The organism is Streptomyces sp. SID1328 (genome assembly GCF_009865595.1).
In the GTDB taxonomy this organism is placed as follows: Bacteria; Actinomycetota; Actinomycetes; order Streptomycetales; family Streptomycetaceae; genus Streptomyces; species Streptomyces griseoluteus.
Window position 1 is genome coordinate 1 of record NZ_WWKH01000459.1, and the last position, 22,275, is coordinate 22,275.

Sequence of the window (22,275 nt, forward strand, 5' to 3'; positions counted from 1 at the left end):
GGCTCCTACAACCTGGGCTAGATGGCCAACGCCATGCCGCAGGCGATCGGCGCGCAGATGCTCGACAAGGACCGGCAGGTCGTCGCCTTCTGCGGTGACGGCGGGCTGTCCATGCTGCTGGGCGACCTGATGACCATCCGCACCGAGCAGCTGCCGGTCAAGCTCGTCGTCTTCGACAACCAGCGCCTCGGCATGGTCAAGCTGGAGCAGGAACAGGCCGGGCTGCCGGAGTTCGGCACGGTCCTCGACAACCCGGACTTCGCGGCCGTCGCCCAGGCCCTCGGCATCACCGGCATCCGGGTCACCCGGCCCGAGGACCTGACCGACGCGGTGAAGCGCGCGTTCGCCGAGCCGGGGCCCGTCCTGCTGGACGTGCTCACCAACCCTGACGAGATCGCCGTACCCGGCAAGACGACCGTCCAGCAGGGCTGGGGGTTCGCCATCGCCAAGGTCAGGGAGAACCTGTCGAGTTCGAGCCGGTAGACACGCGCCGTACGGCGGCGCCCGGTGTGCACACCGGGCGCCGCCGTTTCACGGCCGGGCCGGTGAGAGGTGCCGGGCGAAGAAGCGGGTCGCGCTGTCGGCCTCGGCCAGGTGCCAGGCGACCTGCTCACCCGCGTTGGCGTGCAGCGACTTCTCCGCCGAGGCGAAGGCGTCGAACAGGGCGAGGCTCGCCTCCCGCGGAATGCGCCCGCTGTCCCAGTGCATGGCGAACTCGACCGGCACGGTGATCCGCTTCGCCGCCTCGAACAGGGCGTCCGGCCAGGTCATGCCGAAGACCGCGGCGGTGATCCGGGGCTCGGCCGCCACCAGCGGCATCCCGATCGCCATGCCCAGGCCGAAGCCGACGTAGCCGACCGGGCCGCCGGTGCCGATCTCCGGAAGTTCCTGGAGGGCGTCGAGCGTCGCCCGGTACTCGGGCACGGCCTGCTCGGCCAGCCGGACGTTGTACGGGACGACGACCGGCGCCTCCGGTGCGCCCGCCACCTGGGCCCGGCGCAGCTCGGCCACGTCGTGCTCGTCCTGCGCGGAACGCGGCCGGTCGCCATGGCCGGGCGCGTCGAGGACGGCTGCGTGGAAGCCGCACCGGGTCACGAGGAGGCGGGCGCGGCCCACCATCGCGCGGTGCCGCTTGGCCGTGCCGCCGCCGTGGCCCATCAGGACCAGGGGCGCGGGACCCGTGGAGGCGGGGGACCAGAGGACGCCGGGGACGTCGCCCACGGTGAAGTCGCGTTCGCGGATGCCGTCCGAGGACGACTCGGCGGTGAATCGCAGAGAGTTCATGGTGGTGCCTTTCGGGAGTGCCTGGTGTGGAGGCGCTCCCGGCGACACCTACGTCAGTCGCCGGCCGTGACGCGAAAGGGGGAGCACCCACGTCGATACAGCGTTCATGGGTCTCACCTCCTCGGGCGGTGTCACGGTCGACTGCAAGCTACCCGGCCGGTCACGACCGGGTCCAACTCTTTTCACTGTGAGGGGCGGGCTCGCGTGAGCCCGCCCCTCACAGTGAAGCCGTGCTCAGACCTCGCCGCGCCACTCACCGGTCGCGGTGCCGCCCCGCTCCTCGATGAAGGACTTGAACCGCTTGAGGTCGCCGGTGGCCTGGCGCTTGACGAAGCCGAGCTTGTCCCCGACCTTCTCGGCCAGCCCCTCCGGGTCGTAGTCGAGCTGGAGCATGACCTTGGTCGTGCCGTCGTCCAGGCGGTGGAACGTCACCACCCCGGCCTGGCGGGCCTCCCCGCCGATGCTGGTCCAGGCGACCCGCTCGTCGGGGATCTGCTCGACGATCTCCGCGTCGAACTCCCGCTCGACCCCGGCGATCTTCGTCTTCCAGTGGAGGAGGGACTCCGTGCGCTGCTCGATGCGCTCGACGCCGTCCATGAACTGGGGGAAGTCCTCGAACTGGGTCCACTGGTTGTAGGCGTCCCGTACGGGGACGTTGACCTCGATGGACTCTTCCACGTGCGACATGCCGTTTCTCCTTGGCTGTAGCCGGTACCGGCGTGGCCGGTGTTGCTGCTTGCCCGCGCGGTCAGCGGCCGAAGGAGACACCGTTGCGCTCGTACTGGCTCAGGGCCTGGCCGAGTCCGAACCAGGTGGCGGGCCAGGTGGCGACGAATATGCCCCACCGGTCGGCCCGGTCCAGCCCCTTGCCCTCCACCGTGCGCGAGGTGAACCAGGACGCGATGGACAGGCCGATGGCCGCGCAGGCGACGGTGTTGGCGTGCTCGCTGCGCAGACCCTTGTCGTGCAGGAACTTGATGATCATGACTCTCCCTCACGGGCTCGACGACACCTGCACCACATTCGGGGGCGGCCGTGACGGGCGCACGCCATGCAGGGCAATCGGGTGACGTCGCCGGGGGAGGAGGCGCGGTGGACGCGGGCCGGCCCCGCGGGGGCAGGAGGTGCAGGGTTCCACTGCGGTCCCCCGAGGGGCCGACGTTCTCCTCATACCCCGCCAAGCGCGGCGATACGCCCGTTCCCGGACACGGCGAAGTGGCCCGGCCGAATCCGGCCGGGCCACTTCATCGCACAGGGCGTGCTTTTACCAGCGGTACCAACGGCCCTTGCGGCCGCCACTGCCGGCGGGACGCACGATGAAGCCGAGCACCCACACGATGAGCACGATCACCGCGATCCACCACAGTGCCTTGAGCGCGAAGCCCGCACCGAAAAGAATCAGAGCCAGAAGAAGAACCAGAAGCAGGGGAACCATGTTTATCAACCTCCTGACCGCCGAATGCCCGCATCCTCGCCGCACACACACATGAATTACATCCGGTTCACCGGGTTTACCGGCGGCGGACGCGGTCATCCGCCCTCTTGTAAGGCAACAGCGGCACAGCGAAAGGTGAGCGGCATGAGCGCCAGCGAGAAGGCCAAGGCCACGACCGAGCAGGCGAGCGGTAAGGTCAAGGAGGCCGCGGGCCGCGGGGTGGGCAACGAGAAGCTGACCGCCGAAGGCCGCGCCGAGCAGGCCACGGGCGACACCCGCCAGGCCACGGAGAAGCTGAAGGACGCCGCCAAGGACTGAATCCGCGGCGCGTTCCGAAGGAACGGCGTGCAGCGGAACCCGCACCGATGAGGTGTGAGGTTCCGCCGCACGCCGTTCTTTCGTGCCCGGCCTTTCCCGAATCGTTGCCCATTCGTCACCAAGGGCTGTATGAAATCGTGACACCCGTCCTTTCCGCGCTCGCGGGATTTCCCCCGGGGGAATTCCCGGCGGGACGCGTGGAGAGACCTCGGACGAGGAACGGCAGGCGCGCGCGCTCCGCGTCAGCCCGTTGCGCGCCCCAGGCCGCACGCCGGCCTTCCTCCACAGCGGCGAGAACGACGGCATGGCCGACCTGCGCACCCTGGCCCCGGATGCCCTTACCGCTGCGGGCTGGTCACATTTGTGCCACTCTCCCTCGCCCGGCGCACCGGCTGGGCAGACTTCACACCACTCCTTGTCCGAAAGGAGTGCCAAGTCGACCGTGAGGAGCCTGAGTTGGTGACCCGCCTGGGCAGCGCAGACAGCCGACGGCACTATGCGACCACCCCGCGTCTCATCGAAATGCTGGACGCGATCTTCCAGGCGTTCCGGCGCCGCAGCCCCATGGCGCTGCCGGAATTCGTGCTGTACGCGGACGGCGGATCACCGGAGGGCGACGAGGCGGTACGCGGCAGCCTCGCCGAGCTGCGGCAGGAACTCCGGTCCCGGGGCGTGCCGTTCGCCGCCGTCCGGCAGTCCGCGCTCGTCGGCCCCACCGACGGCGGCAGCCCCATGGTGCGCGCCCTGCGGGTCGTCCAGGCGCTCGGCGGCAAGCGCGCCCGGTCCGGGAGCGAGCCGTACGTGGAGCCGCATGCCTGGCGCGGCGGCGGACGCCAGTACGGCCAGTACGCCTTCCCGCGCAGCGAGCTGCTCCTCGCCATAGAGAACGTCGTGCGGGAGGCCGGCCCCGACGCCGAGCCGGACGAACTGCTGCACGGGCTGAACCGCACCGGCTGGCGGCCCGGCGGCATCCAGTGGACGGCCAGGCTGCGCGACGCCGTCACCGACGCCTCCCGCACCGTCCCCGCCCTGCTCATCGCGGTCGTCGCGGTACTGATCACCGACAAGCCCTGGTACGTGACGCTGCTGTTCCTCGCCGTGGTGATGGCCGCGCTGCTGGCCCTGAGCATCCTGCCGGGACGTGCGCCGGTGTTCCTCGGGCTGCGCCGCGAGGTCCGCTGGTTCCTCAGTACCACCTACCTCAACCAGGGCCCGCGCGCCGACCGCGGGGAGGGCCTCACCTGGCGCCTGCTGCGGCTCTGGCCGCCGGGCGCGGTACGCCAGCGGGTCGCCGCCGTGGCGCGGGACATCCAGGACGGCGGCCTCCTCGACGAGCACCGCACCGGCAGCGGCGACGAGGACGCCCAGCGCCGCCACCTCCAATTGCGGGTGCACGCCCTGCGCGAGGACCTGCGCGACGCGCACCGCGCCTGGTCGCTGGACCTGCGCGGACGCAAGCGCCCCACCCCGCCGGTGCTCGTCCTCCCCGACGCCACCCCCGACAACGGCCTGATCGAACTCGTGCGCGCCATCAGCGACATCCGCAGCATCCGCAGCGAACTCGACCCGCTGCTCGTCGTCGCCGCCGTACGGCACGAGGACATCGCCCTGCTGCAGCGCAGCTACGCGGCCGAGCCCGCCGGGAGCCACCTCAACGGCTCGGGCGCCGACCTGCCCGCCTGGTACGCGAGCTGGAACCGCGCCCGCCGGGTCAGCCAGTCGCCCAGTCTGGAGGGCAGGACCCTGCCGTGGGTGCTGCGGGTGCCGCTGCCGGAGGGGCTCCTGCTCCACCCCGACCTCGGCGTCGGCTCCCCGCGCCGCTCCCGGCTGTCCACCGGGCGCCCCCGCTGGACCTGGCTGTGGTCACTGCCCGCGCTGGCCCTCGTCCTCGCGGCCACCGGGCTCGGGCTCGGCGTCCGCGACCACCGGCTGACCAGCCAGTACTGCTCCAGCGACCTGCGCGGCGCCAACCAGGACACCCGCCGGGTCGAGACGCCGGGTGGCAAGGGCCCCGAGTGCGTCGGCGTGGCGACGGGAGGGGTCACCTTCCCGGTCGCGCGGCAGCTCCAGGAACTGATCCGCGAGGAGAACGCGTCGATCGGCAACAGCGGTTACGTCACGCTGGTCTACGCGGGTCCACTCAGCGGACCCGACCCGGAGGGCAAGAACGACGACCAACTGGTCAAGGGCTTCGAGGAGTTGCGCGGCGCCTACATCGCCCAGCACGCCAACAACGCCTCCCAGCCGGTGAAGCTGCGCCTGCTGGTCGCCAACGGCGGTACGGACATGGCCAGTCAGGTCACGATGGCCGAGCGGATCGTGGACGTGGCACGCCGTGACCGCACGATCGTCGGCGTGGTCGGCATCGGCCGCGACATGACCGACACCGACAAGGTGCTGGAGACCCTGCGCCAGGCGGAACTCCCTGTCGTCTCCGGCACCAACTCCGGCACCTGGCTGCTGGACAAGCCCAACTTCTTCAACCTGGCCGCCACCGACCAGTGGCAGGTACGGCAACTCAAACTGCTGGCGGAACAGTTGCGGGCCCCCGGCACCCACGGGTACGGCACCGCCGGCCGCGCCGTCGTCCTCGGCCGCAGTCCCGTCACCCATGACCGCTACACCCGCGAGCAGATGGACCACGGCGCCCGGATGCTGACCGACGTGGGCTACCGGGTCGACCGGCTGGAACGGTACGAGCTGAGCAACGGCCGCCCGGTCCTCGGCCGCCAGGTCGACCAGATCTGCCAGGAGGGCGAGGTGCCCCGTGTCGTCTACTTCGCGGGCCGCACCGAGGACGTCAACGCCCTGATGGACGGCATCACCTCCGAGCCCGGCTGCAACGGCAAGCAGATCGCGGTCCTCGCCGGGGACGACCTCTCCCAGGCGGGCTTCGACTCCGAGCGCAGCAGCGTCGCCGCCAACGTCACCCTCTACCACCTGGTCCTCACCGCCCCCGGCACCAAGAACCAGGGCACCATCTTCGTCAACAACCTGCGCAAACTCGGTCCCGAGCAGGAGAAGATCATCGGTCTGAGCGCGGCGACCCCGCAGACCGACAGCGCGCTCAGCGACGGACAGACGATGCTCATGCACGACGCCACCGAGGTGCTCTACCGGGCCGCGACCGGCGACGGGCAGCCGCGCGGGCGGGCCGAGGCATGGTCGGGCCTGCTGCGCACCAACATCGACAACCTCGCCACCGGCCGCATCGACTTCACCGCCGTCACCCAGGACAACGCCCGCGACCAGGGCCTCGAACCCGGCACCCGCGACAACTACGCCATCTCCCTGGTCCGCGTCGCCAACACCGGCGGCGCCCACTACGACCGCACCGTCCTCTGCTCCCGCCGCGCGGGGGACCGGCGCCCCCTGACGAAGAAGGAGTGCGACGTGGACCGCAAGGCCCTCTCGTCTCCCCAGCCGCGCCCCTAGGGCGTGTCCGCAGGGGGTAGCGGCTGACGCCAGTCGCCCAGCTCCGTGCGGAGGAACTGCCGGGCAAGGGAACGTACGTCGCCCCACACCGGCTCCACGGCCAGCTCATCGGCCCAGAGTCCGGTGTGCGGCGCGTCGGCGAAGTCATCGAGCCGGTGGCTGATGGCCCGCGCGACGCGGAGGGTTGCCTGCTCGCCGACCCCGCGCTCCACCAGCCCCTCCCAGGTCCGGCAGAGCAGCAGCACCTCTTCGACCACGGAACCCGTCTCCACCGCCTGCTCACCCAGCCACGCAAGCTGGTCCTCGGGGCCGGCCGCGAGGAGGGTCATGAAGCGCAGCGCCCAGGTGCGCAGGTGCGCGTCGCCGAGGTCATTCATACGAGCACGATCGCATCCAGGCGCCTTCGTCAGGGTCTCCGGCCGTGCCGGCGAGTGCCTCGCGCAGCCACGCCTCGGCCGCGCCCGGTGTGGGTTCCGGTGGGGCGCCGGGCGGGGTCGCCAGTTCGGACACGACGTCCCAGTAGTGGTCGAGGCGGGGCTCGTCGGCCAGGACGCCGGTCAGCCGTCGCCGGAACGCCGCGCTGTCCCGGGCACCCCCGGCCTCCGCCCAGGCCCCGACGAACCGGTCCAGGGCCTCACCCCCGGCCGGGGCACGCCCGGCCCGCAGCTCAGGGGCGGCGAGGTCGTACGCCTCCTTGAGCCCGGAGTAGAGGACGGCGGGACGGAAGCCGTCGTCGAACCGCTTCGGCGCGGGCGGCCGGTCCAGGAGGCCCGGCGGGCAGGGCGCCGTGACGATCGCCCGCAAGCGCCCGAAAGCCAGTACGTGCGCCGGGGTGGGGTCGTGGGACGGTGCGGGTACCGCGGTGTCGACGATCCCGGCCAGCAGGGGTGCCGGCAGCCGGGCCGGGAAGAGCCACCGGCGCCAGAAGCGGGCGAGGACGTCGGTGTCGGGTGGGAGGCCCATGGCGCCGATGAGGTCCAGCCGCCGGGCACGCTCCTCCGGCGAGCAGTCCGCGAGGAGGTGGAGCGCGGCTTCCCGCCAGCGCAGCGAGGTGAGCTGGGGCCGCAGTTCGCGCAGGCGGTCCGCGACCAGTGCCTGAAGTGCGTCGTCCCGCTCCAGCGCCCGGCCCACGGCCGGTACCGGGAGGTCGAGGGTGCGCAGGGAGCGGATCATCTGCAACCGGCCCAGGGCTTCCGGACCGTAGCGACGGTGCCCTCCGGAGCTGCGGCCGGTCTCGGGCAGTAGTCCCTGGTCGGAGTAGAAGCGGACGGTCTTCACGGTGACGCCCGCCCGCGCGGCGAGTTCCCCGATGCTCCACGAAGTACTGCCGGTCACGCCTTGAACCTCCTCCAGGGGGAGTTCCTACGGTAGCGGCGCGCGCGGCCGGGTACAGGGTCGCGCCGGACCAGTGGGAGGAGTCGGGGATGACAGTGGACACAGGGACCGAGGCCGCGTTCGTCCTGGTGCCGGAGGCGCACACGGGGGACTGGGTGTGGGCGCGGGTGGCGGCGGTGCTGCGGCGCGCGGGGGCGCGGGTGTTCTGCGCGACGTTGGCCGGAGGCGGTTCTGTCGTCCCGGCCGACCTGGAGTCGCACATCGCGGAGGTGATCCGCCAGGTGGACGCGGCGGGGGAGCGCGTGGTGCTGGTCGGGCACGGCTACGGACTGCTCCCGGCTCTGGGCGCCGCCGACCGGCGCCGGGACCGGGTGGTCCGGGTCGTCCACCTGGACGCGGCCGGGCTGCCCGAGGACGGCGACAGCGCCCTCGACGTACTCCCCGCCCTGCCGCGACCCGCGAGCGGCGCGACCGAGGTGCCGCCGCCGGCACGCGAGGAATGGCACCGCCTGGGCAGCACCGACGGGCTCACCCCCGCCGTGCTCGACCAGCTCGCCGAACGCGCCCTGCCGCAGGCCGCCGCCACTCTCACCCAGCCGCTACGGCTCTCCGAGAGCGCCGCCCGCATCCCGAGAACCGGTGTCCTGTGCCCGGCCGACGGCTCGACCATCGACCGGCTGCGCTGGATGGCGTCTCTCGGCGTCCCGCGTCTGAGCCTGCTCACCCAGCCGGGCAACACCTTCCTCGAAGTGCCCACCGGCCACTGGCCGATGCTGTCCGAGCCGGACCTGCTGGCCAAGGCTCTGCGACAGGCGGCGGCGGGTGAGGGGGAGAGCCTCGCACTCCCTCCGGGCCACGTACCCGATCACCTCCGGCCGTTCGTCCTGGACGTGCCGGACCGGCCACGGGAGCGCCGGGAGTGCGTCGACCTGTATCTGCCCGACCACCAGGAGGCCCGCCCCGCCGTGGTGTTCGTGCATGGCGGCCCGCTGCCCGCCGGTATCAGGCCGGCCCCGCGAGACTGGCCGACCTTCACCGGGTACGCCGCACTCGCCGCCCAATCGGGCGCGGTCGGCGTCACGCTGGACCACCGGCTGCACGCGCCGGACGACCTCGCACGCGCCGCCGAGGACGTGGCCGCAGCGGTCGATCTCGTCCGCGCACACCCCGGGGTCGACGGTGACCGGGTGGCCCTCTGGTTCTTCTCCGGCGGCGGCCCGTTGGCGGCGCCATGGCTGGCCGCGCCGCCGCCGTGGCTGCGGTGCCTCGCGGCCAACTACCCCCTGCTGGAACCGATTCCGGGCCACGGCACGGACGGCGACCGGTTCCGTCCGGCGGCAGCGGTACGCGGTGCGGGGGACCTGCCGGTCGTGCTCACGCGCGTCGGGCTGGAAGACCCGATGCTCGACGCGACCGTGGAGCGCTTCCTGGACGCCGCCGGTGAGTGCGGTGCCGAGGTGGAGGTCATCCCCGCCCCGCACTGCCGGCACGGCTTCGAGACGCTGGACCACACCGCCGAGGCACGTGCCGCCGTACGGGAGGCGATGGGCCGGGTGCTCGGCAATCTGGATGCGTGATCCGTTGCTCCTGGCTGCTTCCGCCGGCGAAGGCGGGCCTCGGACCGAGTTCGCGGAGGGCCGAGTATCGCGCCGGGGCGAGGGGACCGCCCCGGCCGCCCGTTCCGTCAGGCGGCCGGGAGCCACTCCGGGCGCTGGGAGCCGCGGGGGACGAGGATCTGGCGGTAGGCGCCGGGGGTGTCGGACATCCGGACCTGGTCGGTGACGCCCTGATAGTGGCCGAGGGGGGTCTCGGCGGTGAAGACCTCGGGGTCGGGGTAGGCGTGGAGGCCGCCGGTGCCGGCGATCTGCCGCGCGTACCCCTGGTCGAAGATGCCCATGGAGAGAATCCACAGGGCCACGCGGGACAGCGAGACGTGGACGCGGTAACTGCCGCCGTCCACGGCGCGGCGGCGCAGCGCCTCCGCGATGCCGGCGGTCATGAACCAGGAGACCAGGTAGTCGTTGACCACGGTGATGGGCGGCAGCGCGGGCTTGTCGCCGTCGCCCTCCAGGTGCAGCAGGCCGGTGAGCGCGCCCGCGGTCTGGTCGAAGCCGAGGTAGTCCTTCCACGGCCCGGTACGCCCGTTCAGCGAGACCGTCGCGTGGACCAGACCGGGGCGCCGCGCGACGGCCTCCTCCTCGGACAGCCCGACGCGGTCGAGGAAGCCGGGGCGCCGGTTGGCGTAGAAGACGTCGGCCTCGGACTGGAGCCGGTGGATGAGGGCAAGGCCCTCCTCGGTGTACGGGCTCACCGTGGCCGAACGCACGCCTACACCGGTCGAGTTGTACGTGACGTCGTGCTCCAGCTCGGTCGGCCGCCACAGGTTCAGCACGTCCGCGCCGTGCAGCGCCATGGCACGCCCCGCACCGGCACCGGCGATGATGTGGCCCATGCCGAGCGCGCGGACCCCGTCGAGCGGCGCGACCGGGTCGGCGGGCAGCGGCTCGGGGTCGCTGTCGCCGATGCGGGTGATCTCCACCAGCGGCAGCGTGGACAGCACCTGCCGGTACTGCTCCTCGTCGAGGATCTCCCGGGGTGTGCGCACCATCGGCATCACGCACCCGGCCTCGGCCCCGGCCCGCTCCAGCTCCCGCGCGTCCCACTTCGAGATCGCGGCCTCGACGTGCTCGGGCACCTCACCGACGCCCAGCAGGCGCTGCGCGGCGACCTTGATGTTGGGATAGATGTTGAACGGCATCATCCAACGGCCGTCCGCGCTGCGGTAGAAGTTGTTGACGAAGGCCATGTTGATCAGCGACGGGGTGCCGCCCGGATAGCCGTTGAGCAGTTCCCACTTCCGCTCGTAGAACGGGCACAGCCGGTGCGGGCCCTTGCGCAGGTCCATGTGGATGTCCTGGCCGCGGCCGGTGCGGTCCTTCCACAGCGCGGCGACAGCCGCCGACTTGGCGACCAGCGCGATCCCGGAGGCCGCGCCGAGGCGCAGGGTGCTGGGGACGACCGGGTCGGCGCCCTCGAAGGTGATGTCACCGCCGGTGTCGTCCGGCTTCAGGCCGATGCCCGCGAGCACCTCGTCCGCCTCGGCGTGCACGTCGAACGCGTCGTCCGTGGCCGGGTCGGCGATCGCCTTCTTGATCTTCTGGGTGAGGTCCATGTTTCTTCGCCTTTATGTGCGTTATCGGTGCATCAAGCGTGCGCGCAGCCGGAGCCGGGCGTCTCGCCGAGGGCGCGCATCAGCGTGATCTGCGCGCGGTCGCGCTCGGCTGCCAGCTCCTCGACCGTGCCCGCGCCGAACGCCTCGTGGGCCTGGTCGACGAGCGTGCTGACGGTGGCCTCATCGAAGGTGGGGTTGCCCAGGACAGGCCACATGCTGTCCTCCATGGCGCGGCCCAGGTGCTCGATGAAGTGGGGGAGCCCGCCGGGACCCCCGCCCAGGTGGAAGGTGCGGAACGGACCGGCGACCGCCCAGCGCAGCCCGATGGAGGAGGTGACGATCTCGTCCAGCTCCGCCTCGGTCACCACGCCCTCGGCGACGAGGTGCACGCACTCGCGGAACAGCGCGGACTGCAGGCGGTTGGCGACGAAGCCCGGCACCTCCTTGCGCAGCACCTGCGGCTTCTTGCCGAGGGCGGCGTAGAACGCCCTGGCCCGCTCGACCGTCTCCGGGGACGTCTTCTCGCCCGGCACGATCTCCACCAGCGGCACCAGGTGCGGCGGGTTGAAGGGGTGCCCCACGACGAGCCGTTCGGGCCGGCGCAGCGCGGTGGCGATGGCGCTCGCCGGGATGCCGGAGGTCGACGTGGCCAGCAGCGCGTGCGCGGGGGCGGCGTCCTCGATCGTCCGCCAGATCTCCTGCTTGAGCTCCAGCCGCTCAGGGCCGTTCTCCTGGACCACGTCGGCCTGTGAGACGGCGGTGGCGAGGTCGGCCTCGAAGGAGAGCCCGTCGGTGAGGTGCTCCGTCGGCAGGCCCAGCTCGGCCAGGGCCGGGGTGATCTCGGCGAGGCCCGTACGGACGAGGTCCTCGATGTCCGCACGGGGATCGCTGATCACCACGTCGATGCCGCGGGCCAGGAAGAGACCGGCCCAGGAGATCCCGATCACGCCGCCGCCGATGATCGCGGCACGCCGGTAGGAGTTCAGGACGGGCTCGGTGGGAGAGGTCATGGTTCGGTGCTTTCTCGGTGCTTCTCGATCGGGTGCGCTCAGGCGGCGAGGTAGTCGAAGACCGGCTCGACGGGGGCGAGGGTCAGATCCGTGACGATGTGGCTGGCCCGGACGATCTCCAGCACCGGCAGGTCGGCCAGCGGCGCCGCGACGTGGGCGAACAGCTGGAGCCGGGCCGGGGCGGTGAAGGCGCTCTTCACGGTGACGTCGGTGATCCGGGTGCGGACCAGCTCGCAGATGCGGGGGGTGCCGTCGTAGTGCGGGACCGTCTTGACCATGAAGGTGGGGGTGCTGATCTCGGTTCTTGCCTCGTCGAGGTCGAGCGCGTGGTGCTTGTAGCCCATGGTGGCGGTCGCCACGCGCAGGGTGCCGTAGTCGAGCGTGCCCACCAGGGTGTCGGAGTCGACGTACAGGGCGGGGGAGCCGCCCTTCTTCGGGTACGCGCTGTACTCGCGGCCGCTGGAGATCGCCGGCACGCTGTCCACGTACATGGCGAGGTTGAACTCGCCCTTCTCGCCCTCGTGCTCGACGGCGATGAGCTGGCCGGCCTCTGTGTAGTCACCGAGTCCGGTGGTGTCGGGCATCCGCATCATCTCGAAGCGGACGACCGGGTCGGTCACCGTCAGCGGCTCGGGCACCAGGCGGCGCAGCGCCTCGGGGTCGGTGCGGTAGTAGATGTTGAGGTACTCGCGGTCGGTGAAGCGGTACCGGGTGGGAGCGTAGGCCGGGGAGTCCACCGGGGTGGTGAACAGCCGGGCGACGTCCTGCTTGCGCATGGGGGCCTCCAGGGGAGAGGGCCGTGGGGGATAGGGGCGACACGCTTCTCCGGTGACGCCCACGTCCCAGTGGACACCTCGGCGCCCCTGTCCGTCCAATATATGCTGTGGTCATGAGCAATATGCTTGAGGATATCCAGCTCACCAGAAGGCTGCTGGAACAGTTCCTCGTGATGGCCGACGAACGGCACTTCGGGCGCGCGGCCGAGCGCCTCGGCATGAGCCAGCCGCCGCTCAGCCAGTCGATCCAGCGCCTTGAACGCGGCCTGGGGGTACGCCTCCTCGACCGAGGCCCCGGCGGAGCGACGCTGACGGCGGCGGGCGAGGTCTTCGCCGTGGACGCGCAGCGCCTCCTCGACACCCAGTCCGCGGCCATCGAACGGGCCCGCCGGGTCGCCGCCGGGCTGGAGGGCGATGTCCGGGTGGGGTACGTGAGCATCCTCAGTCACCACTACCTGCCGGGGCTGCTCCGGGCGGCGGCCGAGGAGCTCCCCGGCCTCCGTGTGCACCTGCACCAGGACTCGGCGGTCGCCCTGGCCGAGATGATCCGCAACGGCACGCTCGACCTGGCCTTCCTGCGCGACCCCGCTCCGCTGTCCGCCGACCTCGTCAGCCTCGACTTCGCGGTCGAGCGCATCGCGGCGGCGGTGCCGCGCCGGCATCCGCTGGCCGACGCCGGGCAGATCGGGCTGGGCGACCTGCGCGACGAGGACTTCGTCCTCCCGGACCCCACCGCGCTGCCGACCCTCGCCCATCAGGTCCAACTCGCCTGCCGCGAGGCGGGGTTCACCCCGCGCACCCGCGCCGTCTCGGACGACCTGACCGGTCTGTTCAGCTACGTCGCGTCCGGGCTGTGCGTCAGCCTCCTGCCCGAGCGGCTGCGCGACTTCCACGTTGCCGAGGTGGCCTTCGTCCCCTTCGCGGAGCGGTCGCCGTACCTGGAGACCACCCTGGTCGCCATCCGCCGCCCGGACGCGGACGCGGCGGTCCTACGGCTGCTGGAGCTGATCACGCGGCGCATGAGCGGGTGATCGGCTCGGGTGGGGAGCCTCCTCACGCCTGACCGGGCGGCGCCCACGGCTTCGGAAGGGGCGGCGGGGCCTGTAGAGCGCCCCGGAGGGACTCCCTAAGGGTCTTCGGCGGAGCCTCCTTCTCCTCGTGGGAGTGCATGAGACGGGCCGTCGTCACGCGTATGCGGGCCTCGCGGTGGCGCTGCCGCACGATCACCGTCCACGCCCCGTCCTGGGCGAGCAGGGCGTGGCGGGCCGGTTCGTCCCCCGGCTTGGCGTGCCGGGCGATGGTGTCAGGTATGTAGTGCAGAGCCGCGTCCTCGGCGGCCGCGAGGGCCTGCGTCTCGTCGCCCTCGATGTGATGGGTGCCCGTCAGCATCCAGCGGTGCAGCTTCAGTTGGTTGCCTTCGACGTACTCCGTCACTCGCGTGTCCTCCTCGATGAGGACGTACCACTCAGCAGTCATGCGTGGGACCCAGCCGTTTTCTTCCAAGGACGCTCTTGAACAGCGCCAAGACGACGTGTCCCGCGCGGCTCGGCCATCCTGCCATGTGGATCAACGGCCTGGGTGGCCTGTGGATAGTTGAGAATCTGCGTCGTCCTGTAACAATCTTGCGCAGCTTCATAGACTTCATTTCTGTACGCTCCTAGCTTTCTTGCGTCCGCTCACCCCACGAGCCCTGAGGACGCACACCCATGACTGCACCCCCCAACGGCAGATCCCTGCGCCGGACCCTGGCGGCGACCGTGTCCATGGCGCTGGCCGCGGCCGGCACGCTCGTCGCCGTGGCGCTCGCGCCCGACGCACACGCGGCCGGAGTGCCCGCGCCGTCCCCGGTCGGCATATCCGGCCGGGGCGCGACCGTCCCGTTCAAGGAACAGGAGGCCGAGTACGCGGCGACCAACGGCACCCTCATCGGACCGGACCGCCTCTACGGCCACCTCCCCTCCGAGGCGTCCGGCCGGCAGGCGGTGACCCTGGACGCGCCGGGCGAGTACGTCGAGTTCACCCTGACCGCGCCGGCCAACGCGATGTCGTTCCGCTACTCGCTGCCCGACAACGCGGCCGGCACCGGCCGTGACGCGAGCCTCGACCTGAAGATCGACGGCAACCAGCTCAAGTCCGTCCCGGTGACGTCCAAGTACGGCTGGTACTACGGGGGCTATCCCTTCAACAACAACCCCGGCGACTCCAACCCCCACCACTTCTACGACGAGACCCGTACCCTGCTCGGCTCGACGCTGCCGGCCGGGACCAAGGTGCGCCTCCAGGTGTCGTCCACCAGCGCCTCACCGACGTTCACCATCGACCTCGCCGACTTCGAGCAGGTGGGCGCGCCCATCGGCAAGCCGTCCGGCGCGCTGGACGTGGTGAGCGACTTCGGCGCTGACCCGACCGGCGCGGCCGACTCCACCGCCAAGATCCAGGCGGCGGTCGACGCGGGGAAGGCGCAGGGCAGGGCGGTCTACCTACCGCAGGGCACTTTCCAGGTGCGGGACCACATAGTGGTCGACCAGGTGACCCTGGCGGGCGCGGGCCCCTGGTACAGCGTCCTCACCGGCCGTGACCCGGTGAACCGGGCGAAGGCCGTGGGCGTGTACGGCAAGTCCGCGAGCCAGGGCGGCAGTAAGAACGTCACGCTCAAGGACTTCGCCGTCCTCGGAGACATCCGCGAGCGCGTCGACGACGACCAGGTCAACGCCATCGGGGGCGCGCTGTCCAACTCCACCGTCGACAATGTGTGGCTGCAGCACACCAAGTGCGGGGCCTGGATGGACGGCCCCATGGACAACTTCACCATCAAGAACAGCCGCATCCTGGACCAGACCGCGGACGGCGTGAACTTCCACATGGGTGTCACCAACTCCACGGTGACCAACACGTTCGTCCGCAACACGGGTGACGACGGACTCGCCATGTGGGCGGAGAACATTCCGAACGTCAAGAACAAGTTCACCTACAACACGGTGATCCTGCCCATCCTCGCCAACAACATCGTCACGTACGGCGGCAAGGACATCACCATCTCCGACAACGTGATGGCCGACACCGTCACCAACGGCGGCGGCCTGCACGTCGCCAACCGGTATCCCGGTGTCAACTCGGGTCAGGGTACGGCCGTCTCCGGGACGACGACAGCGGCCCGCAACACCCTGATCCGGGCCGGGAACAACGACTACAACTGGCAGTTCGGGGTCGGCGCGGTCTGGTTCAGCGGGCTCAATGAAGCCCTGGACGCCACGGTGAACATCACCGACACCGAGATCCTCGACAGCTCCTACGCCGCGATCATGAACATCGAGGGTGCGACGAAGGGGCTGCACTTCGAGAACGTCCGGATCGACGGCGCCGGCACCTACGCCCTCCAGATCCAGGCGCCCGGCAACGCCTCGTTCACCAACGTCACCGCCACGCACATCGCCCAGTCCAACCCCATCCACAACTGCGTGGGATCCGGCTTCGTCATCACCCGCGGCACCGGCAACAGCGGCTGGTACGCCGACCCGCCCGCCTGCACCGGCACCTGGCCCGACCCGAAGTGGACCAACGGGGGAGTGCCCGGCGGCGGCCCCACCACCCCGCCGACCGACCCGCCCACCGATCCTCCGGCCGACCCGACCCTCAACCTCGCCAAGGGCCGCCCGGTCACCGAGACGAGCCACACCGACGTCTACCCCGCGACCAAGGCCGTGGACGGCGACCCCAACACCTACTGGGAGAGCGCCAACAACGCCTTCCCGCAGTCCCTCACCGTCGACCTCGGCCTGCCCGGCGGCAACATCTTCCACCGCCCCCTCACCTGGCCCTACGGCGAGGAGGACACCGGCCGCTGGGGCGTGGAGACCCGGCACGCCAACGTCCTGCTGTGCGGCGCGGGCGCGGTGCGCGGCGGCGGGGTCAGCGGGGTGCCCGGACACAACGCGGCGATGGCCGTACTGGGGGAGTGACACCGGCCGCCGAAGATCTTGACCTCGCCGGGCGGCCGGCCCGAGGATCGGCTCTCATGACACAGGGACACGGCAGCACCGTCGACGGGGTGCTGCGCCGCAGCGCCGCCGCACCCCGGCACGCGTGGCGCTGAAGTACGGCGACCGCACCTGGACCTACGCCGAACTGGACGACGCCGTCTCCCGCGCCGCCGCCTGGCTGCTGGCCCGGGGCCTGGACAAGGGCGACCGGGTCGCCGCCTACGGCCACAACTCCGACGCCTACCTCATCGCCTTCCTCGGCTGTGCCCGCGCGGGCCTCGTCCACGTCCCGGTCAACCAGAACCTCACCGGCGCCGACCTCGCCTACCTGCTCGACCAGTCCGGCAGCGCCCTCACCCTCACCGACCCGGCCCTCGCCGGCCGGCTCCCGGCCGGCACCCGCGCCCTCCCGCTGCGCGACACCGAGGACTCCCTGCTCGCGGGGCTGGCCGCCACCGAGCCGTACGGCGGGCCAGAGCCGCGCACCGAGGACCTCGTCCAGCTGCTCTACACCTCCGGCACCACCGCGCTGCCCAAGGGCGCGATGATGACCCACCGGGCGCTGGTCCACGAGTACCTCAGCGCGATCACCGCGCTCGACCTGAGCGCCGGTGACCTGCCCGTGCACGCGCTGCCGCTCTACCACTCGGCACAGATGCACGTCTTCCTGCTGCCGTACCTGGCGGTCGGCGCGACCAACACGGTCCTCGACGCCCCCGACGGCGACCGCCTGCTCGACCTGATCGAAGGGGGCCGCTGCGACAGCCTGTTCGCGCCGCCCACCGTGTGGATCGCGCTCGCGGGCCGCCCCGACTTCGCCGACCGCGACCTCGGCGGCCTGCGCAAGGCGTACTACGGGGCCTCGATCATGCCGGTGCCCGTTCTCGAGAAGCTGCGCGAACGGCTGCCCGGCCTCGCCTTCTACAACTGCTTCGGGCAGAGCGAGATCGGCCCGCTCGCCACCGTGCTCGCCCCCAGCGAGCACAAGGGGCGCCTGGACTCCTGCGGCCGCACCGTGCTGTTCGTGGACGCCCGCGTGGTCGACGAGGAGGGCGCGGAGGTGCCCGACGGCACCCCCGGCGAGATCGTCTACCGCTCGCCCCAGCTCTGCGAGGGCTACTGGGACAAGCCCGAGGAGACCGCCGACGCCTTCCGCGACGGCTGGTTCCACTCCGGCGACCTCGCGGTACGCGACGCCGACGGCTACTTCACGATCGTCGACCGGGTGAAGGACGTCATCAACTCCGGCGGGGTGCTGGTCGCCTCCCGCCAGGTCGAGGACGCCCTCTACACCCACGACGCGGTCGCCGAGGCCGCCGTGATCGGACTGCCCGACGAGCGCTGGATCGAGGCCGTCACCGCCGTCGTCGTGACCCGCGGCGAGGTCACCGAGGACGCGCTGATCGCCCACGTCCGCGAGCAGCTCCCGGCTTTCAAGGCCCCCAAGCGCGTGCACTTCCTGGACGGCCTCCCGCGCAACGCCAGCGGCAAGATCCTGAAGAGGGAGCTGCGCGACCGACTCGGCTAGCGGGGGCGGAGGTCCACGATGCGGCGGATCTTGCCCACCGAGCGCTCCAGCGACTCCGGCTCCACGATCTCCACGGACACCGACACCCCGATGCCGTCCTTCGCCCCCGCCGCGATCGACCGGGCCGCCGCCTCCCGCGCCTCCGGCGTGGCACCCGGACGCGCCTCCGCCCGTACGGTGAGTGCGTCCATGCGTCCCTCCCGCGTCAGCCGGAGCTGGAAGTGGGGCGCCACACCGGGGGTGCGCAGGACGATCTCCTCGATCTGGGTGGGAAACAGATTGACCCCGCGCAGGATCACCATGTCGTCGCTGCGCCCGGTGATCTTCTCCATCCGCCGGAACACCCGCGCCGTCCCCGGCAGCAGCCGGGTCAGGTCCCGCGTCCGGTAGCGGACGATCGGCATCGCCTCCTTGGTGAGCGAGGTGAACACCAGCTCGCCCCGCTCGCCCTCCGGCAGCACCTCACCGGTGATCGGGTCCACGACCTCCGGGTAGAAGTGGTCCTCCCACACATGCAGACCGTCCTTGGTCTCCACGCACTCCTGCGCCACGCCCGGACCGATCACCTCCGAGAGACCGTAGATGTCCACGGCGTCGATGGCGAACCGCTCCTCGATCTCCCGCCGCATGCTCTCCGTCCACGGCTCCGCCCCGAACACCCCCACCCGCAGTGAGGTGGAGCGCGGGTCCACGCCCTGCCGCTCGAACTCGTCCAGCAGCGTCAGCATGTACGAGGGGGTGACCATGATGACGCCGGGCCCGAGATCCTGGATCAGCCGCACCTGCCGGGACGTCATGCCCCCGGACGCGGGCACCACCGTGCACCCCAGCCGCTCGGCGCCATAGTGCGCGCCCAGTCCTCCGGTGAACAGTCCATAGCCGTATGCCACATGGACGACGTCACCGGGCCGACCGCCCGCCGCCCGGATCGAGCGGGCCACCATGTCCGCCCACACCGAAAGGTCGTTGTCGGTGTAGCCCACCACCGTGGGCAGCCCCGTCGTCCCACTGGACGCGTGCAGCCGCCGCACCCGCTCGCGGGGCACCGCGAACATGCCGTACGGGTAGTTCGCCCGCAGGTCCGCCTTGGTGGTGAAGGGGAAGTGCGCGAGGTCCGCCAGCGAGCGGCAGTCCTCCGGGAGGACCCCCGCCTTGTCGAAGGACTCCCGGTAGAACGGCACATGGGCGTAGGCGTGCCGCAGCGAGGCGCGCAGCCGCTCCAGCTGGAGTGCCCGCAGTTCCTCGGGCCCCAGCCGCTCGCCCGCGTCCAGCAGGTCCCTCTCATCCGCCATCGGGGCATCCCTTCGCACACGACACACATCACGACACGCAATACGGACGACCGATCATTCGGTCGATCCTGCCGAGGCCAGTAATTCAGGCCGTCGGGCCCCGGGCAAGAGGCGGGCCGGGATTTTTCCGTGTGCGGCCCGGCACCCGCGTACACCCACCCGCCACAAGGTCCCCCTCACGTGGCCTGTGCGGCGTCCTGGCCGGTCGCTAGGCTGAGCCGCGGACGACGTAATGGGAGGAGCACGGACGTGGCCGAGAGCACCATCCAGCAGCAGTCGCTCATGGGCTGGGACAAGCCGGACCTGGATCTCAGCGGGGCCGAGTGGCAGTCCAGCAGCGGGGGTCGGGGCGATGTCCAGATCGCCTTCGTCGAGGGCTTCATCGCCATGCGCAACAGCCGGCGCCCCGAGAGCCCCTCCCTGATCTTCACCCCCGCCGAATGGGGCGCCTTCGTCCTGGGGGCCCGCGAGGGCGAGTTCGACCTCACCTGACGCGACCGTGCGGACCCGGCCGGAGCCGACCGGGGGTGTTCCGGCCGCGATTGCCCAACACGCGCCCCGCGCCGCCGCCACCCGAGCGCCGCCTGAGCGAGGCTGGCCCCGACAAGAGGCCCGCCCCGGCACGGGGAGGCCGCGTCCGGGAGGTGAGGAACGATGAGCGCTGTGCCGGTCATCGCCGCGGTCGACGGTTCCGAGGACGGCCTGCGCGCCCTCGACTGGGCCCTGGAGGCCGCCCGCCGCCGCGTCGCACCGCTGCGCGTGGTGCATGTCCGCCAGTACGCGGCCTGGGGCCAGGCCGACGTCCTCGTCGCCGGTCCGCCCGACGACAGCGGCGACCCCGTGCTGGACGAGGTCCGCGACCGGCTCGCCGGCCTGCCCGACCTGCCCACCGTGGAGTACGTCGCCGTCGAGGGCGTACCCGGCGCGGTCCTGCCCGAACTGGGCGCCGACGCCCAGTTGCTGGTCCTCGGCTCACGCGGCCGGGGCGGCTTCGCCAGCCTGCTGCTCGGCTCCAACTCCGTCGCCGCCGCCCGCGACACGCCGTGCCCGGTGGTCGTCGTCCCCCGCCCCGGCCGCGAGGTGCACGCGGAGCCCCCGGCCGAACCCGGACGCCGGGTGGTCGTCGGGCTCCATGTCGACAGCCCCGACGACGGCGTCCTCGGCTTCGCCTTCGCCGAGGCGTCGCTGCTCGGCGCGCGCCTGAAGGTGATCGCCGCCTACCCGTGGCCCGTACAGACCTGGTCCGCCCCCGGCCAGCTCGTGCCGCCGCCCATCGACCAGGTCGCCGTGGAGAGCGAGACCCGCGTCCTCGCCGAGGGCTTCCTCGACCCGCTGCGCGCCCAGTACCCCGGTGTCGACGCGGAGGCCGAGGCGCTGCCGGGCGACGCCGCCGGACACCTGGTCGCCCTCTCGGCCGGCGCCGATCTGGTCGTCGTCGGCCGCCACCGGCGCCGGCTGCTCGCGCCCGCCCGCATGCTCGGCTCGGTCACCCAGGCCGTCCTGCTGCACGCGGCGAGCCCCGTCGCCGTCGTGCCCTCAAGCCCCGTCGAGGAATGAGCCCGCACGGGGGCATGCCGGGAGGGCTCCCGCACGCCGCCGGGCCCCCTCGGGCACGTACCATTGGCGGCATGTCGTTCCTCCGCCGCCGCAGCGCCACTCCCGCCGGACCAGACTTCGACGTGCTGGCCATGGACCCCGGCGACTGGCCCGGCAACCTCGGCGCGGGCCTGCTGCCCGCCCCCGACGGAAGCTGCCAGGGCGTCTTCCTGCGCTACGACCTGTTCGGCGGCCGTGGCCCCGCCATGATCATCGGCAACCTCCCCGAGGGCTCCCCGGCCCGCGAGACCGCCGAGGGCGAGATCCCCTTCGAGGTCGCCCAGCTCCTGCTCGCGCTGGACAACGAGGAGGAGGTCACCGTCGTCGGCTCCGAGGACACCCCCGTCCTCCAGGGCGACAACCTGCTGATCGTCCGCCGCCTCAAGCTCTCCGAGGGCCGGATCTCCTGCGTGCAGTTCGACCGCAGCGACGGCGTCCTGGTGACCATCGCCGCCTGGGACCGCCCCATCACCGACGACCTGTACGCCCTGCTGAAGCCGCTCCCGGCGGAGCTGTTCCAGCAGGGCTGAGGCCGCCCGGTCCCTGTCGGCCTAGCGGCGGGCGGCCGCCAGGTCCACGTCCGCCGCGCGGACGAATCCGACCCGGTGGCCGTACTGGATCTCGTAGTACAGGTCCTTGCCGGTGATCACCCGGTGCGAGTCCTCGGTGAAGGTGACCGCGTAGTAGTACTCGCCCGGCACCCGGTCACCGACGACGTACTTCTGCCCGGCGGGGATCGTGTACGGCAACGGCACCACCGACTGCGCCGGGACGCCCGCCGGGTACGCCTCCTTCTCCGGGTAGGCGCGGCCGTACACCGGGACGCTCGCCAGACCCGCCTTCGGGGTGATCGTGACCCCGGACGCGGGGACCGCGGTGGCCTCGCGGTGCGGGTTCAGGAACCACGCCTTCTGCCCCAGGTACCAGATCGCCGTCCAGTCGCCCCAGCGGTCCGCGACCACGTACTGCTGGCCGGTGGAGACGCGCGAGGACAGGTCGTTGACGCCGTCGGTCGGTGCGGTGCCCAGGCCGATGTCCTTGATCAGCGGCGCGTTCACATCGTGGTCGGAGTAGAGCCGCACCTCGCCGGAACCGTGTGCCGGGCACGGGACGC

General features: G+C 71.7%; 19 protein-coding genes and 3 pseudogenes. 10 read left to right on the plus strand and 12 right to left on the minus strand.

Going from position 1 to position 22,275, the window contains the following annotated elements; genetic code table 11:
* Positions 1-483 (plus strand): annotated as a pseudogene (locus GT030_RS13785) (thiamine pyrophosphate-dependent enzyme); the annotation flags it as partial.
* Between the two features lie 48 nt (positions 484-531).
* On the opposite strand, the gene GT030_RS13790 reads toward GT030_RS13785, so the two are convergent.
* From GT030_RS13790 to GT030_RS13805, 4 genes are all read right to left on the minus strand, one after another.
* On the minus strand, positions 532-1,284 hold the full coding sequence (locus GT030_RS13790) for an alpha/beta hydrolase (protein WP_161199360.1): 753 nt from the start codon (positions 1,282-1,284) through the stop codon (positions 532-534).
* Between the two features lie 234 nt (positions 1,285-1,518).
* Complete coding sequence (locus tag GT030_RS13795) at positions 1,519-1,971, minus strand: SRPBCC family protein (protein WP_161199359.1); 453 nt, start codon at positions 1,969-1,971, stop codon at positions 1,519-1,521.
* Positions 1,972-2,032: 61 nt separating this feature from the next.
* Positions 2,033-2,269 carry a hypothetical protein gene (locus GT030_RS13800; RefSeq protein ID WP_161199358.1) on the minus strand — a complete coding sequence of 79 codons (237 nt, stop codon included), beginning with the start codon at positions 2,267-2,269 and terminating at the stop codon, positions 2,033-2,035.
* 279 nt (positions 2,270-2,548) lie between these two features.
* Positions 2,549-2,719 carry a hypothetical protein gene (locus GT030_RS13805; RefSeq protein WP_030805403.1) on the minus strand — a complete coding sequence of 57 codons (171 nt, stop codon included), beginning with the start codon at positions 2,717-2,719 and terminating at the stop codon, positions 2,549-2,551.
* A 144-nt stretch (positions 2,720-2,863) separates the two neighbouring features.
* On the opposite strand from GT030_RS13805, the gene GT030_RS13810 reads away from it, so the two are divergent.
* Entirely contained in the window at positions 2,864-3,037 is a 174-nt protein-coding gene (locus GT030_RS13810; RefSeq protein WP_161199357.1) for a CsbD family protein, read from the plus strand.
* 456 nt (positions 3,038-3,493) lie between these two features.
* Positions 3,494-6,472 (plus strand): ABC transporter substrate-binding protein, encoded by a 2,979-nt coding sequence (locus GT030_RS13815; protein WP_161199356.1) that lies wholly within the window; start codon positions 3,494-3,496, stop codon positions 6,470-6,472.
* On the opposite strand, the gene GT030_RS13820 is transcribed toward GT030_RS13815, so the two are convergent.
* Positions 6,469-6,849: a hypothetical protein gene (locus GT030_RS13820; protein WP_161199355.1), complete on the minus strand. Its 381-nt coding sequence runs from the start codon at positions 6,847-6,849 to the stop codon at positions 6,469-6,471. The two genes, GT030_RS13815 and GT030_RS13820, sit on opposite strands and share 4 nt — an antisense overlap.
* Positions 6,842-7,807: a MerR family transcriptional regulator gene (locus GT030_RS13825; protein WP_161199354.1), complete on the minus strand. Its 966-nt coding sequence runs from the start codon at positions 7,805-7,807 to the stop codon at positions 6,842-6,844. Before GT030_RS13825 ends, GT030_RS13820 begins: the two co-directional genes overlap by 8 nt.
* 89 nt (positions 7,808-7,896) lie before the next feature.
* Here GT030_RS13825 and GT030_RS13830 point away from each other — a divergent pair, with 89 nt between their 5' ends.
* Entirely contained in the window at positions 7,897-9,384 is a 1,488-nt protein-coding gene (locus GT030_RS13830; protein WP_161199353.1) for an alpha/beta fold hydrolase, read from the plus strand.
* A gap of 107 nt (positions 9,385-9,491) precedes the next feature.
* On the opposite strand, the gene GT030_RS13835 is transcribed toward GT030_RS13830, so the two are convergent.
* Genes GT030_RS13835 through GT030_RS13845 form a run of 3 tightly spaced genes read right to left on the minus strand, consistent with a single transcriptional unit; the run spans position 9,492 to position 12,765 of the window.
* The gene (locus tag GT030_RS13835; protein WP_161199352.1) at positions 9,492-10,979 is read right to left on the minus strand and encodes a CoA transferase; all 1,488 of its coding nucleotides are present in this window, start codon (positions 10,977-10,979) and stop codon (positions 9,492-9,494) included.
* A 32-nt stretch (positions 10,980-11,011) separates the two neighbouring features.
* Positions 11,012-11,989 (minus strand): 3-hydroxyacyl-CoA dehydrogenase NAD-binding domain-containing protein, encoded by a 978-nt coding sequence (locus GT030_RS13840; protein WP_161199351.1) that lies wholly within the window; start codon positions 11,987-11,989, stop codon positions 11,012-11,014.
* A 38-nt stretch (positions 11,990-12,027) separates the two neighbouring features.
* Complete coding sequence (locus tag GT030_RS13845) at positions 12,028-12,765, minus strand: acetoacetate decarboxylase (protein WP_161199350.1); 738 nt, start codon at positions 12,763-12,765, stop codon at positions 12,028-12,030.
* A gap of 113 nt (positions 12,766-12,878) precedes the next feature.
* On the opposite strand from GT030_RS13845, the gene GT030_RS13850 reads away from it, so the two are divergent.
* Entirely contained in the window at positions 12,879-13,796 is a 918-nt protein-coding gene (locus tag GT030_RS13850) for a LysR family transcriptional regulator (protein ID WP_237522135.1), read from the plus strand.
* A gap of 22 nt (positions 13,797-13,818) precedes the next feature.
* Here the strand turns inward: GT030_RS13850 and GT030_RS13855 are convergent, their stop codons facing one another.
* Positions 13,819-14,241 (minus strand): hypothetical protein, encoded by a 423-nt coding sequence (locus GT030_RS13855; RefSeq protein WP_161199349.1) that lies wholly within the window; start codon positions 14,239-14,241, stop codon positions 13,819-13,821.
* A gap of 230 nt (positions 14,242-14,471) precedes the next feature.
* Between GT030_RS13855 and GT030_RS13860 the strand changes: the two genes are divergently transcribed.
* Complete coding sequence (locus GT030_RS13860) at positions 14,472-16,724, plus strand: glycosyl hydrolase family 28-related protein (RefSeq protein ID WP_237522393.1); 2,253 nt, start codon at positions 14,472-14,474, stop codon at positions 16,722-16,724.
* A gap of 56 nt (positions 16,725-16,780) precedes the next feature.
* A pseudogene (locus GT030_RS13865) lies at positions 16,781-18,273 on the plus strand (acyl-CoA synthetase).
* Here the strand turns inward: GT030_RS13865 and paaK are convergent.
* Positions 18,270-19,565 (minus strand): phenylacetate--CoA ligase PaaK, encoded by a 1,296-nt coding sequence (gene paaK, locus GT030_RS13870; RefSeq protein ID WP_161200774.1) that lies wholly within the window; start codon positions 19,563-19,565, stop codon positions 18,270-18,272. The pseudogene GT030_RS13865 and the gene paaK overlap by 4 nt on opposite strands.
* 249 nt (positions 19,566-19,814) lie before the next feature.
* On the opposite strand from paaK, the gene GT030_RS13875 reads away from it, so the two are divergent.
* The 3 genes from GT030_RS13875 (at position 19,815) to GT030_RS13885 (ending at position 21,691) form a co-directional block, all read left to right on the plus strand.
* The gene (locus GT030_RS13875; RefSeq protein WP_161200775.1) at positions 19,815-20,057 is read left to right on the plus strand and encodes a DUF397 domain-containing protein; all 243 of its coding nucleotides are present in this window, start codon (positions 19,815-19,817) and stop codon (positions 20,055-20,057) included.
* Positions 20,058-20,219: 162 nt separating this feature from the next.
* The gene (locus GT030_RS13880) at positions 20,220-21,122 is read left to right on the plus strand and encodes a universal stress protein (protein ID WP_161200776.1); all 903 of its coding nucleotides are present in this window, start codon (positions 20,220-20,222) and stop codon (positions 21,120-21,122) included.
* 71 nt (positions 21,123-21,193) lie between these two features.
* Positions 21,194-21,691 (plus strand): hypothetical protein, encoded by a 498-nt coding sequence (locus tag GT030_RS13885; protein ID WP_086695114.1) that lies wholly within the window; start codon positions 21,194-21,196, stop codon positions 21,689-21,691.
* 21 nt (positions 21,692-21,712) lie between these two features.
* On the opposite strand, the pseudogene GT030_RS13890 reads toward GT030_RS13885, so the two are convergent.
* A pseudogene (locus GT030_RS13890) lies at positions 21,713-22,275 on the minus strand (N-acetylmuramoyl-L-alanine amidase); the annotation flags it as partial.

Coding starts and splice junctions, on each gene's coding strand:
- GT030_RS13790 (WP_161199360.1), bottom strand. CDS start 1,284: ATGAACTCTCTGCGATTCACCGCCGAGTCGTCCTCGGACGGCATCCGC.
- GT030_RS13795 (WP_161199359.1), bottom strand. CDS start 1,971: ATGTCGCACGTGGAAGAGTCCATCGAGGTCAACGTCCCCGTACGGGAC.
- GT030_RS13800 (WP_161199358.1), bottom strand. CDS start 2,269: ATGATCATCAAGTTCCTGCACGACAAGGGTCTGCGCAGCGAGCACGCC.
- GT030_RS13805 (WP_030805403.1), bottom strand. CDS start 2,719: ATGGTTCCCCTGCTTCTGGTTCTTCTTCTGGCTCTGATTCTTTTCGGT.
- GT030_RS13810 (WP_161199357.1), top strand. CDS start 2,864: ATGAGCGCCAGCGAGAAGGCCAAGGCCACGACCGAGCAGGCGAGCGGT.
- GT030_RS13820 (WP_161199355.1), bottom strand. CDS start 6,849: ATGAATGACCTCGGCGACGCGCACCTGCGCACCTGGGCGCTGCGCTTC.
- GT030_RS13830 (WP_161199353.1), top strand. CDS start 7,897: ATGACAGTGGACACAGGGACCGAGGCCGCGTTCGTCCTGGTGCCGGAG.
- GT030_RS13835 (WP_161199352.1), bottom strand. CDS start 10,979: ATGGACCTCACCCAGAAGATCAAGAAGGCGATCGCCGACCCGGCCACG.
- GT030_RS13840 (WP_161199351.1), bottom strand. CDS start 11,989: ATGACCTCTCCCACCGAGCCCGTCCTGAACTCCTACCGGCGTGCCGCG.
- GT030_RS13845 (WP_161199350.1), bottom strand. CDS start 12,765: ATGCGCAAGCAGGACGTCGCCCGGCTGTTCACCACCCCGGTGGACTCC.
- GT030_RS13850 (WP_237522135.1), top strand. CDS start 12,879: ATGAGCAATATGCTTGAGGATATCCAGCTCACCAGAAGGCTGCTGGAA.
- GT030_RS13855 (WP_161199349.1), bottom strand. CDS start 14,241: ATGACTGCTGAGTGGTACGTCCTCATCGAGGAGGACACGCGAGTGACG.
- GT030_RS13860 (WP_237522393.1), top strand. CDS start 14,472: ATGACTGCACCCCCCAACGGCAGATCCCTGCGCCGGACCCTGGCGGCG.
- paaK (WP_161200774.1), bottom strand. CDS start 19,565: ATGGCGGATGAGAGGGACCTGCTGGACGCGGGCGAGCGGCTGGGGCCC.
- GT030_RS13880 (WP_161200776.1), top strand. CDS start 20,220: ATGAGCGCTGTGCCGGTCATCGCCGCGGTCGACGGTTCCGAGGACGGC.
- GT030_RS13885 (WP_086695114.1), top strand. CDS start 21,194: ATGTCGTTCCTCCGCCGCCGCAGCGCCACTCCCGCCGGACCAGACTTC.